Origin of the sequence: Kitasatospora sp. NBC_01560 (genome assembly GCF_045208415.1) — a bacterium.
Taxonomy (GTDB): domain Bacteria; phylum Actinomycetota; class Actinomycetes; order Streptomycetales; family Streptomycetaceae; genus Kitasatospora.
On the sequence record NZ_CP109364.1, the window covers coordinates 1,390,749 to 1,403,612 of the forward strand.

Genomic DNA, 12,864 nt, shown 5'->3' on the forward strand with positions numbered 1-12,864 from the left:
GACACAGGACCCAGCGAGTGAGGACCGAATGACGTTCAGGTACCCCGTTTCCCAGCCCGGTCTCGACGGACGGGAACTCGAATATGTCACGAACACGATCAACGACGGATGGATCTCCTCCCAGGGCCCGTACGTCCAGCGGTTCGAGCAGGCGTTCGCCGACCACAACTCCATCGCGTACGGCGTCGCCTGTTCCTCCGGAACGGCCGCACTCACGCTGGCGCTGCGCGCACTCGGCATCGGCCCCGGTGACGAGGTGATCGTCCCCGAGTTCACGATGATCGCCTCCGCCTGGGCCGTCAGCTACACCGGCGCGACGCCCGTCTTCGTCGACTGCGGCGACGACCTGAACATCGACCCGGCGCGCATCGAGGAGAGGATCACGCCGCGGACGAAGGCCCTCATGCCGGTCCACGTCTACGGCCGGCGGTGCGACATGGACGCGATCATGGACATCGCCTTCCAGTACAACCTGAGGGTCGTCGAGGACTCCGCCGAGGCCCACGGCATCCGCCCGGTGGGTGACATCGCCTGCTTCTCGCTCTTCGCCAACAAGATCATTACGGCCGGCGAGGGGGGAATCTGCCTCACCGACGACGCCAGGCTGGCCGGACAGCTCGCGCATCTGCGCGCGATGGCCTTCACCACCGACCACAGCTTCCTCCACAAGAAGCCGGCCTACAACTTCCGGATGACGGCACTCCAGGCAGCGGTCGCGCTGGCCCAGGTGGAGCGCCTGCCGGAGATCCTCGCCACGCGCCGGGACATCGAGCACCGCTACGACCAGGGGCTCAAGGACATTCCGGGCATCGCCCTGATGCCGCCGCGCGACGTGCTGTGGATGTACGACCTCCGGGCCGAGCGCCGGGACGAGCTGCGCGACTTCCTGGCCGGCGAGGGCATCGAGACCAGGCTCTTCTTCAAGCCGATGAGCCGCCAGCCGGGCTACCTCGCCCCGCACTGGCCCTCGCTCAACGCCAACCGGTTCGCCGAGGACGGGCTCTACCTGCCGACCTACACCGCACTGACCGCGGCCGACCAGGACCACATCACCGGGAAGATCCGCGCCTTCTACGGAAGCACCTCATGACCGGCACCGAGCCGCCCGTGGTCGGCTTCCCGCTGCGCCGGCCGGGCGAGCCGTTCCCGCCGCCGCGCTACGAGGAGTACCGGCAGCAGCAGGGGCTGGTGCTGTCCTACCTGCCCAACGGGAACAAGTGCTGGCTGGTGACCCGGCACCAGGACGTGCGCGAGGTGCTCACCGACCGCCGGATCAGCTCCAACCCCGACCACCCGGGCTTCCCCAACATCAGCGCCACCATGGGCGTACCCCGGCAGGAGCAGATCCCCGGCTGGTTCGTGGGGCTGGACTCGCCGGAGCACGACCGGTTCCGCAAGGCGCTGATCCCCGAGTTCACCGTCCGACGGGTGCGCGACATGCGCCCCGCCATCGAACGCACCGTCGACGAGCGCATCGACGCCCTGCTCGCCGGGGGGAACGCGGCGGACCTCGTCGCCGAGTTCGCGCTCCCCGTGCCGTCGCTGGTGATCTCGACCCTGCTCGGGGTACCGCCGGTCGACCGGGACTTCTTCGAGTCCCGCACCCGGACGCTGATCGCCATCCGCGCCTCGACCGACCAGCAGCGCGACACCGCCACCCGGGAGCTGCTGCGCTACATCAACAGGCTCGTCGCGATCAAGGAGAAGTGGCCCGGCGACGACCTGATCAGCCGGCTGCTGGCCACCGGGGCGATCCGGGCGCAGGAGCTGTCGGGCGTCCTGCTGCTGCTCCTGATCGCCGGCCACGAGACCACCGCGAACAACATCGCCCTGGGGGTGGTGACGCTACTCGCAAACCCGGAGTGGAAGGGCGACGACCGCGCGGTCGAGGAGACCCTGCGCATCCACTCGGTGGCCGACCTGGTGTCGCTGCGGGTGGCCGTCGAGGACGTGGAGATCGCCGGCCAGCTGATCAGGGCGGGCGAGGGCATCGTGCCGCTGGTCGGCGCGGCCAACCACGACGCCGAGGTCTTCGCCTGCCCGCACGCCTTCGACCCGGCCCGGGCCGAGCGCCACCACGTCGCCTTCGGCTACGGCGTGCACCAGTGCCTGGGGCAGAACCTCGTCCGGGTCGAGCTGGAGATCGCCTACCGCCGGCTCTTCGAACGCATCCCGACCCTGGAGCTCGCCGTACCGATCGAGGAGCTGCCGTTCAAGTACGACGGCGTGCTCTGCGGGCTGCACGAGCTGCCGGTCCGCTGGTAGGCCCCGACCACTGGGAGAACCCCTCATGCAGATCACCGTCGACACCACCCGCTGCGTCGGCGCCGGCCAGTGCGTGCTGAACGCACCCGAGGCCTTCGACCAGGACGAGGACGGCCTGGTCACCGTACTCACCCCGCGGCCTGCCGCCGGGGAGTGGCCGGACGTCCGCCGGGCGGGCAGCCTCTGCCCGTCCCGGGCGATCACCGTCCACGAGGCCTGACCCTGTCACCCGATCGAAAGGAACGATCCTCCCGTGAACAGCACGGACAACTCCACGACGCTGTGGCTGCGGCGCTTCCACCCGACCGCGGACAGCCCCGTCCGGCTGGTCTGCTTCCCGCACGCCGGCGGATCCGCCGGCTTCTACCGCCCGGTCTCCACCCGGTTCTCCCCGGACGTCGACGTGATCGCACTGCAGTACCCGGGGCGGCAGGACCGGCGCCACGAACCCTGCGTCGAGGACATCGGCACGCTGGCCGACCGGATCACCTACGAACTCCTCGCCCTGGACGAGCGGCCCACCGTGTTCTTCGGCCACAGCATGGGCGCCGTGCTGGCCTTCGAGACGGCCTGGCGCCTCGAACTGAAGGGGACGCACGAGCCCACGGCCGTCATCGCCTCCGGTCGCCGAGGGCCCTCCACCACCCGCACCGAGACCGTGCACCGCCTCGGCGACGACGGGATCCTCGCCGAGATCCGGCTGCTCGACGGCACCCAGGCGCAGCTCCTGGGCGACGACGAGATCCTGCGCATGGCACTGCCCGCGCTGCGCGGCGACTACCACGCGATCGAGACCTACGGCTGCCCCCCGGACCGTCAGGTCCGCTGCCCGATCACCGTGCTGACCGGGGACGCCGACCCGCGGACCTCCCTCGCCGAGGCCGAGGCCTGGCAGACGCACACCAGCGGACCGTTCCGGCTCCGGGTGCTCCCCGGCGGCCACTTCTTCCTCACCGGCCAACAGGAGGCCGTGAACGACGAGATCGCCCGCGCGCTCGAACGGGCATGACACCCCGCCACCGCCTCGTCGAGCCTCCCGTCCGAGGCACGCACCGGACAAGGACCCTCTGATGCGCACACTGCTCGTCGACAACTACGACTCCTTCACCTACAACCTCTTCCACTACCTCGCAGAGGTCAACGGGCGGGAGCCCGAGGTGATCCGCAACGACGATCCGGCCTGGCGCCCGGAGCTGCTGGACGGGTTCGACAACGTCGTACTGTCCCCCGGACCGGGCACCCCGCACCGCCCAGCCGACTTCGGCCTCTGCGCGCGGATAGCCGAGGAGGGGCGGCTCCCCGTCCTCGGGGTCTGCCTCGGGCACCAGGGCATGGCCCTCGCCCACGGCGCCAGGGTGGAACGCGCCCCAGAGCCCCGGCACGGCCGCTCCTCCCTCGTCCGGCACGACGGCACCGGCCTCTTCGACGGGCTGCCGCAACCCCTGGAGGTGGTCCGCTACCACTCGCTCGCCGTCACCGCCCTGGCCCCCGCCCTCGAACCGGTCGCCTGGGCCCAGGACGACGGCGTGGTGATGGCACTGCGGCACCGCGCACTGCCGCTCTGGGGAGTGCAGTTCCACCCCGAGTCCATCGGCACCGAGGACGGCCACCGGCTCCTGGACAACTTCCGGCGGCTGACCCGGCTGCACGGCCGCCGGCGGCCCTCGCCGGCCGCCGTCGCCGCCCCGGTGCCCGCGGCTCCCGCCACCGGCACTGCTACCGGCACCGCTGACACCCGCGCCGCCGCACCGGTCCGCCGACTGCGGGTGCTCGCCGAGCGCCTGACCACCGAGTGGGACGCCGAGGTGGTCTTCGACCGCCTGTTCCGCCCGGGCCGCAGTCCGTTCTGGCTGGACAGCAGCCGGCCCGGCGACGCCCTGGGGCGGCTCTCCGTCCTGGGCGACGCCTCCGGCCCGCTGGCCCGGGTGGTCACCGCCGACGTGTTCGCCGGCACCGTGACCGAGATCACGGCGGAGACGACCCGGGTGGTCCGCAGCCCCTTTCTCGACTGGCTGGACCGCGACCTGCGGGCCGTGCGGGTCGAGCTGCCCGAGCTCCCGTTCGACTTCGCGCTGGGCTGGGTCGGCTGCCTGGGCTACGAGCTCAAGGCCGAGTGCGACGGCGACTGGGCACACCACTCCGCCGATCCGGACGCGGCCATGGTCTTCACGGACCGGGCGGTCGTCCTCGATCACCACGCGGGGACGACCCACCTGCTGGCGCTCGCCGAGGACGGCCAGGAGCAGGCGGCCCGGGCCTGGCTGCGCACCGCGGCGGCACAGCTGGCCGCCTGCGCCGCACAGCCGCCCTCTCCGGTCGAACCGCCGGCCCGGCACCCGGGCACCGACCTGCGGCTCCGGCACGACCACGAGGCCTATCTCGACCTCATCGAGACGTGCCAGGAGGAGATCAGGGCCGGCGAGACCTACGAGGTGTGCCTCACCAACATGATCGAGGCGGAGACGGACCTCGACCCGTGGCAGGCCTACCGGTTCCTGCGCCGCGCCAGCCCCGCCCCGTTCGGCGCCTTCCTCGACTTCCCCGGTCTGTCGGTACTGAGCACCTCGCCGGAGCGCTTCCTGCGGGTCGACCGGCGGGGGGTCATGGAGTCCAAGCCCATCAAGGGCACAAGGCCGAGGGGGGCCACGCCGGCCGAGGACGCGCTGCTGGCGGCCGACCTGGCGGCCAGTGAGAAGGACCGGGCTGAGAACCTGATGATCGTCGACCTCGTCCGGCACGACCTCGGGCGCTGCGCCGAGGTCGGCACGGTGGTGGCCGACCCGGTCTTCCAGGTGGAGACCTACGCCACGGTGCACCAGCTGGTCAGTACCGTGCGGGCGAGGCTGCGCCCGGACACCACGGCGGTGGCGGCGGTGCGCTCCGCGTTCCCCGGCGGTTCGATGACCGGCGCCCCGAAGATCCGCACCATGCAGATCATCGACCGGCTCGAAGGCGGGCCGCGCGGCCTCTACTCCGGCGCCATCGGGTACTTCTCGCTGACCGGGGCCGCCGATCTGAGCATCGTCATCCGCACCGTGGTGCTGAGCGGCGGGAGGCTTCGGTACGGCGTCGGCGGCGCGATCATCGCCCTCTCGGACCCCGAGGCGGAGTTCGAGGAGACCGTGGTGAAGGCGAAGCCGCTGCGGATGCTGCTCGACGCCGAGATCCCGGGCCGGCCGGTCCCCTCCGGACACCTCTAGGGCATTCCCGGTGCTCCCCGGCCGAGCATGGAGCAGCAGTGCAGTGGCCGGCTCTTCCGGGGAGTGATGGTGTCCGTCCGTACCGATGACTACGCGTTCGATCCGGCCGACGACGGGCGGCGGCCCGGCCCGTCGGATCCGCCCGACCGGGCCCTGCGCGGTCTCACGCTGCCGGCGGTGTTCGCCGCCGCCGTACGCACCGACCCGGACGCGGTGGCGCTCACGGACGGGGACCGGTCACGGACCTGGCGCCAGTGGAGCGCCGAGGTCGATGCGCTCGCCCGCGGCCTCCAGGAGCTCGGCATCGGCGTCGGTGACGTGGTCGCCGTCCAGCTGCCCAACTGCTGGGAGTACGCGACCCTGCACCTGGCCGTCGCTGCCGTCGGTGCGGTGATGATGCCGGTGCACCGGGGCAGCGGCAGCGCCGACGTGCGCGCGCTGCTGGACCGGGTGGACCCGGCACTGCTCGTGCTGGCGCCCGAGACCCCCGGCCCGGGCGGCTGTGGCCCGTCGGCGGCCACGCAGGCGCTGCTTGCCGAGGTGCCCTCGCTGCGCGCCGTGCTGGTCGCCGGGGCGCCCGCCGAAGGGCCGGATCCCCGGGTGCTCCCGGTGGACCGGCTGCTGGCCGACTGGCTGGGAAGCAGCCCGCATCCGGTGGACGTGCGCCCGGACCTCCCGTTCGTCCTGATCCCGTCCTCCGGCACGACCTCGGCGCGGCCCAAGCTCTGCCTGCACAGCCACGACGGTCTGCTCTCGAACACCGCCTCGGTGGCCGCCGCGGGCGCGGCGGCGTTCACCGGCGCGGTCATCACCGCGTGCCCGCTCACCCATCTGTTCGGTCTGCAGTCGCTGCACACCGCGCTGTTCACCGCCTGCCGACAGGTCCTGCTCCGCGGCTGGGACCCGGACACCTTCCTGGAGCTGGCCCGGAGGACCGAGCCCGGCGTCGTCTTCGCGGTGCCGGCGCAGCTGCACGACGTGGTCGCCCGCCTCGCGCGGACCGGCGAGCCGGCCGGCTTCCGCCCGCGCGAGGTGCGCACCGCCGGAGCGGCCGTCGCCGGGGCACTGGTCTCCCACGTGCGGGCCGCGCTGGACACCAGCCTGGTGGTGGTCTGGGGGATGTCCGAACTCGGCACCGGCACCTGCACCCGCGCGGACGATCCCGCCGAGGTGGCCGCCCGCAGCGTCGGACGGCCGACCGCCGGCGCACGGGTGACCGTCGTCCGCGAGGACGGCGAACCGTGCCCGCCGGGCGAGGTCGGCGAGCTGCGCTACCACAGCCGCGGCATGTTCCGGGGCTACTTCCGGGATCCGGAGCTGACCCGGGCCGCGGTCACCACGGACGGCTGGCTGCGAACCGGCGACCTGGCGAGCATCGACGAGGAGGGCCTGGTCCGGTTCCACGGGCGGGCGGCCGAGCTGATCAACGTCGGCGGCCGGAAGTTCAACGCCACCGAGATCCAGGACCTGCTGGCCGAACTCCCGCAGATCGGTCCGCTGGCGGTGGTCGCCAGGCCCGATCCCCGGCTCGGAGAGTACCCCTGTCTGGTCGTCACCGATCTCGCGGCCGGCCGGACCGGTCTCGGCGAGGTGACGGAGTTCCTCCGGGAACGCGGGGTCGCCGACTACAAGATCCCGCTGGAGCTGGTGACCGTCCCCGAGCTGCCCCGCACCCCCGCAGGCAAGATCCACCGGCGGGCGCTGGAGGGGCTGCTCGCCGGCGACGGCCCCGCGCGGGCAGCGGACCCGCCGTCGGCGTCCGCACCGGGCAGCCTCGTGGACGCTCTCGACCTCGTCCGACGCTGCGTCACCACGGTGCTCGGCCCGGACGCCGAGCAGGACCCGATCGGGCCCGGAACCACCTTCCGCAGCCACGGGCTGGACTCGGTCCGCGCCATCCGGCTGCGCAACCTGCTGGCCGAGGCGACCGGCCTGCCACTCCCGGTCAGCCTGGCCTTCGACTTCCCCGACCCGGTGGCGGTGGCCCGGGTCCTGGTCGGCCGGGCCGACCCGAGCGGCGCGCCGGAACTCCCGGTGCCCGGCGCCGGCTCGCCCGACGAGCCGATCGCCATCGTCGGGATGGCCTGCCGGCTGCCCGGCCGGGTGGCCTCCGCGGAGGACCTCTGGACCCTTGTCGCGAACGGCACCGACGCGGTCTCCGGCTTCCCCGACGACCGCGGCTGGGACCTCGCCGGACTTTTCGACGCCGACCCGGACCACCCGGGCACCTCGTACGCCCGGGCGGGCGGGTTCCTGCACGACGCGGGCCACTTCGACGCCGAGTTCTTCGGGCTCTCGCAGCGGGAGGCCCTGGCGACCGATCCGCAGCAGCGGCTGCTGCTGGAGACCGCCTGGGAGGCCCTGGAGCAGGCCCGGATCGACGCGACGACGCTGCGCGGGAGCCGGACCGGGGTGTTCGCCGGTGCGATGTACCACGACTACGCGGCGCACCTGGCGAACGGCGGGGCCGGGGAGCTCGAGGGGCTGCTCGGCATCGGCACGGCCGCGAGCGCACTGGCCGGCCGGATCTCCTTCACCCTCGGGCTGGAGGGTCCGGCGCTGACCGTCGACACGGCCTGCTCGTCCTCGCTGGTCGCCCTCCACCTGGCCTGCCGCTCTCTGCGCAGCGGCGAGTCCACGCTCGCACTGGCCGGCGGCGTCACCGTGATGGCGACCCCGGCCTCCTTCGTGGAGTTCTCCCGGCTGCGGGCCCTCTCCCCCGACGGCCGGTGCAAGTCGTTCGCAGCGGCCGCCGACGGCGCGGGCTGGTCGGAGGGGGTGGGCCTGCTCGTCCTGGAACGGCTCGGCGACGCCCTGCGCAACGGGCACCGGGTGCTGGCGGTGGTCCGGGGATCCGCGGTGAACCAGGACGGTGCCTCGAACGGCCTCACCGCACCGAACGGGCCCGCTCAGCAGCGCGTCATCCGCCGGGCGCTGGCGGACGCCGGGCTGACCGCGGCCGACGTCGACGCGGTCGAGGCGCACGGCACCGGCACCACCCTGGGCGACCCGATCGAGGCCCAGGCCCTGATCACGGCCTACGGCCGGGCGCGCACCGAGGACCGGCCGCTCCGGCTGGGATCGGTCAAGTCGAACATCGGGCACGCCCAGGCCGCCGCCGGCGTGGCCGGGGTGATCAAGATGGTGCAGGCCCTGCGGCACGAGGTGCTGCCCAGGACCCTGCACGTGGACGAACCCTCCACGCACGTGGACTGGTCCGCCGGGACGGTCAGGCTGCTGACGGAACCCGAGCCGTGGCCGCGGGAGCCCGGCCGGACGCGGCGGGCGGGCGTCTCCTCGTTCGGGATCAGCGGCACCAACGCCCATCTGATCCTGGAGGAGGCCCCCCCGGAGGCGGCCGGGGCCGACACTCCCCCGGCCGGCCCGGCCGTGCCCTGGATGCTCTCGGCCCGCAGCGGGCCCGCACTGCGCGCCCGCGCACGGCAGCTCGCCGAGCACGTCACGGCCCACCCCGAGCAGTCCGCCCGCGACATCGCGTACGCGCTGGCCACCACCCGCGCGCTGCACGGGGACCATCGCGCCCTCCTGGTCGGGGCCGACCCGGAGCGCCTGCGGTCGGCCGCCGCGACGCTCGGCGACGGCGGCTCGTCCGCCGGCCTCGTACCGGGGCGCCGCCCCTACGGCGGGCTGGCCTTCGCCTTCGCCGGGCAGGGCAGCCAGCGGCCCGGTATGGGCCGGCGGCTCGCGCAGGCGTTCCCGGTGTTCGACGCCGCGCTGCGCGAGGTCTGCGCGCACCTCGACCCGCTGCTCGACCGGCCGCTGCTCCCGGTGATGTGGGCCGACGGCGAGCATGCCGAGGGTGCGGCGGACGGGCCCGCGCCGATCGACCGGACGGGCTACGCGCAGCCGGCGCTCTTCGCCCACGAAACGGCGCTCCACCGCCTCTTCGAGTCCTGGGGGGTCGCCCCGGACCGGGTGGTCGGCCACTCGATCGGCGAGATCACGGCCGCCCACGTGGCCGGTGTCCTCCCGCTGCGGGACGCCTGCGCGCTGGTGGCCGCCCGCGCCCGGCTGATGGAGGCCCTGCCGGCCGGCGGCGCGATGCTCGCCGTCCGGCTCCCGGAGCGGGAGCTCGCACCCTGGCTGGGCGGCCTCGCCGGCCCGGTGGCGGTCGCGGCGGTGAACGGGCCGCGCTCCGTCGTCCTGTCGGGCGCCGAAGGCCCGCTGGCCGACCTGGCCGCCCGCCTCTCCGATGCCGGACACCGGACCAAGCGGCTCGCCGTCAGCCACGCATTCCACTCCCCGCTGATGGCACCCATGCTGGCGGACTTCCGGGAGGCGATCGCCGGCCTCACCCCGGCCGCGCCGGCCATCCCGCTGGTCTCCGGCCTCACCGGCCGGCTGCTGACCGAGCAGGAGGCCCGGGACCCGGAGTACTGGGTCCGGCAGGTCCGCGAGCCGGTCCGGTTCCTGGACGCCGTCGAGCTCCTGCGCGGCGAGCGGACCGACCGCTTCCTGGAGCTGGGCCCCACGGCCGCGCTCACACCGATGATCGACGAATGCCTCGCCGCCTCCGGTGCCGACCCTGCGGGAGCGAGCGTCGTGGCCGCCGGGCCGGGCGGCGGCCACGACGAGGAGCAGGCCGTGCTCGCCGCCGTCGCCCGGCTCCACCTCGACGGGGCGCCGGTGGACTGGGCCGCCGTGCTCCCCGGCGCCCGGACGGTGCCGCTGCCCGGCTATCCGTTCCAACGTCGGCGGTACTGGATCGAGGCACCGCCCAGGGCGATGGCCGGCGACGGTCCCCCGGTCCGCGTGCTGCCCGCCGCCTCCCCGGCGCCCGCGCCGGCCGACCTGCCGGCCGACCTGCTGGCCGGACTCTGCGAGGCCGAGCAGGAGGAACTGCTGCTGCGGCTGGTCCTCACCGAGACCGCGGCCGTGCTCGGCGGCGAGACGCCGGGTGACTCCCCCGGCGCGCAGCCCTTCTCGGAGCTCGGCATCAACTCGGTGAACGCGATCGAGCTGCGTAACCGGATCATCGCGGCCACCGGTGCCCGTCTGCCGGCCACCCTGGTGTTCGACCACCCCACGCCCGGCGCGATCGCACGGCTCGTCCGCGCGGAACTCACCCGCTCCACCGCGGCGACCCCGCGCTCGGCGACCGCCCTCACGGACGAGTTGGAGCACCTGCTCCGGTCCGGCGCCGGCCTCGACGCGGACACCGCCGCGCGGCTCAGGGAGCTGGCCGGACGCTGGGGGCCGGCGCCGACCGGCGGAAACGGCCGGCCCGACGTCCGTACGGCCACCGACGAGGAACTCTTCCGGCTCCTGGACGGCGCCGGCGGGTAGGCCCGCCCCGGCAGTCGCCCGCGGCCTGCCCGAACGACGGACCCAGCAGCCGACCGGCGACCGATCGCCGGTCGGCTTTCCTCGCTCCACCCCTGATTCCCCCATCCACCGTCCGACCGCGGGAGACCACCGATGACCGGGCCCACCCCACCTCCCCTCCCCCGAGCCCCCGGGGAGGTCATGATCGAGGCTCACGACCTGAGCAAGGTGTTCGGCAGCGTCCGGGCGCTCGACTCCGTGACCGTCTCGGCGCGTCGCGGGACCGTCCTCGCCCTGCTCGGGCACAACGGCGCGGGCAAGACCACCCTCGTCAACATCCTCACCGCCTCCCTCCCGCCCACCTCGGGCCGCGCCTCGGTGGCCGGCTTCGACGTCGTGCGGCAGCCCCGCGAGATCCGCCGGCGCATCGGCCTCACCGGACAGTTCGCGTCGGTCGACGGCCGGCTCGGCGGGCGGGACAACCTCGTCCTGCTCGCGCGGCTGCTGGGCGCCGACCGCCGGGCCGCCGTCGCCCGGGCCGACGAACTGCTGGAGCTGTTCGCCCTGCGGGAGGTGGCCACCCGCAGGGCCGGCACCTACTCCGGAGGACTGCGCAGGCGCCTCGACCTCGCCGCCAGCCTGGTCGGCCGGCCCGAGGTCGTCTTCCTCGACGAGCCGACCACCGGTCTGGACCCGTCGAGCCGGCTCGGGCTCTGGGAGATCGTGGAGGGCCTCGTCGCCGAGGGAACCACGGTGGTGCTGACCACGCAGTACCTGGAGGAGGCCGACCGGCTCGCGGACTCGATCGTGGTCCTGGCCTCCGGCGCGGTGATCGCCAGCGGCACCGCGGCCGAGCTGAAGGCCAAGGTCGGCCGGCTCACCATCACCGTCACCCTCGACGGCGCGGACGACCCGCAGCTCGCCGTCACGGCACTGCGACGGCACGGTCTGGAGCCGGTGGCCGGCCCCGCCGACCCGTGGATCGTCGTCCCCGTCGACGCGTCGCGGGAGATGGCCCGCGTGGTCAGGGCGCTCGACCAGGTGGGCATCGAGGCGGCCGGACTCGCCTTCGCGGAGCCGAGCCTCGACGACGTCTACCTCACCCTGGCGGCACAGCCCGCCCCGTCATCAGGAGGACCATGCGCATGAGTACCGGTACGAGCACGGCGGCGCGGACCACCGCGGTGGCCGCGCCGCCCGCGCGCTGGGACGGCAGTTCGATGCTCCTGCAGATCCGGGTGCTCACCGGGCGGTCGCTGCGGGCCCTGGTGACCGATCCCGGCGTGGTGCTGTTCGGGCTGCTGCAACCGGTGATCATCCTCTTCGTACTCACCCAGGTCTTCAGCAAGATGGGCGCCCCGCCGCACTTCCCCGAGGGGGTCAGCTACCTCGACTTCGTCCTGTCGGCCGTCCTGGTCGACAACGCGGTGCAGTCCGCGGTGCAGTCCGGGGTCGGGCTGGTGGACGACATGAAGAACGGGATCGTGGCCCGGCTCCGCTCACTGCCGATCCACCCGAGCTCGCTGCTGGTCGCCCGCAGCCTGGCGAACCTGGTCCGCAGCGCGGTCCAGGCGGTCGTCATCCTGATTCTGGCCGTCACGCTGCTGGGGTACTCGCCGCACGGCGGAGTGGCCGAGATCGCCGCCTCGGTCGGGCTGACCCTCTTCATCAGCTGGGCCCTCGGGTGGGCGTTCATCGCCGCGGGCGCCTGGCTGCGACGCGCCGAGCCGATGCAGAACCTCGCCGTCATCGCCGTCCTGCCCATGATGTTCGCCTCCAGCGCCTACATCCCGGTCGCCGACCTGCCGGCCTGGCTCGGCGCGGTCGCCCGGGTCAACCCCCTGACCTACGCCATCGACGCCACCCGCGCCCTCGCCCTCGGCATCCCGGGTGCCGACGCCATCCTGCCCGCCCTGCTGTTCAGCGGTGCCATCGCGGCGGTCGGCGCCGCCTTCGCGGTACTCGGCTTCCGCCGTCCGCTGTAGGGCGACGGACGCGACAGTCCTCGGGCCCGGTCCTCCGCTGAGGACCGGGCCCGAGGACTGTTCACCGGGGCTCACGAACCGGGGCTCATCACCCGCCGGTCTCGAACCGGCGGGTCACGAAGCGGCGG

8 protein-coding genes are annotated in these 12,864 nt (G+C 73.9%); all 8 read left to right on the top strand.

The window, feature by feature from the left end:
• Positions 1–28 precede the first annotated feature (28 nt).
• Positions 29–1,090, top strand: a complete 1,062-nt coding sequence (locus OH807_RS05980; RefSeq protein ID WP_406194792.1) for a DegT/DnrJ/EryC1/StrS family aminotransferase — start codon at positions 29–31, stop codon at positions 1,088–1,090.
• Positions 1,087–2,265: a cytochrome P450 gene (locus tag OH807_RS05985; RefSeq protein ID WP_406194795.1), complete on the top strand. Its 1,179-nt coding sequence runs from the start codon at positions 1,087–1,089 to the stop codon at positions 2,263–2,265. The genes OH807_RS05980 and OH807_RS05985 overlap by 4 nt, the downstream gene beginning before the upstream one ends.
• Positions 2,266–2,290: 25 nt before the next feature.
• Positions 2,291–2,485, top strand: coding sequence for a ferredoxin (locus OH807_RS05990; protein ID WP_406194798.1), 195 nt, complete (start codon positions 2,291–2,293; stop codon positions 2,483–2,485).
• A 33-nt stretch (positions 2,486–2,518) separates the two neighbouring features.
• The gene (locus OH807_RS05995; RefSeq protein WP_406194801.1) at positions 2,519–3,274 is read left to right on the top strand and encodes a thioesterase II family protein; all 756 of its coding nucleotides are present in this window, start codon (positions 2,519–2,521) and stop codon (positions 3,272–3,274) included.
• Positions 3,275–3,335: 61 nt separating this feature from the next.
• Positions 3,336–5,465 (top strand): aminodeoxychorismate synthase component I, encoded by a 2,130-nt coding sequence (gene pabB / locus OH807_RS06000; protein ID WP_406194803.1) that lies wholly within the window; start codon positions 3,336–3,338, stop codon positions 5,463–5,465.
• Positions 5,466–5,531: 66 nt separating this feature from the next.
• On the top strand, positions 5,532–10,772 hold the full coding sequence (locus OH807_RS06005; protein ID WP_406194806.1) for a beta-ketoacyl synthase N-terminal-like domain-containing protein: 5,241 nt from the start codon (positions 5,532–5,534) through the stop codon (positions 10,770–10,772).
• A 180-nt stretch (positions 10,773–10,952) separates the two neighbouring features.
• Entirely contained in the window at positions 10,953–11,900 is a 948-nt protein-coding gene (locus OH807_RS06010; RefSeq protein WP_406194808.1) for an ATP-binding cassette domain-containing protein, read from the top strand.
• Positions 11,897–12,736 carry an ABC transporter permease gene (locus tag OH807_RS06015; protein WP_406194810.1) on the top strand — a complete coding sequence of 280 codons (840 nt, stop codon included), beginning with the start codon at positions 11,897–11,899 and terminating at the stop codon, positions 12,734–12,736. The genes OH807_RS06010 and OH807_RS06015 overlap by 4 nt, the downstream gene beginning before the upstream one ends.
• Positions 12,737–12,864 lie beyond the last annotated feature (128 nt).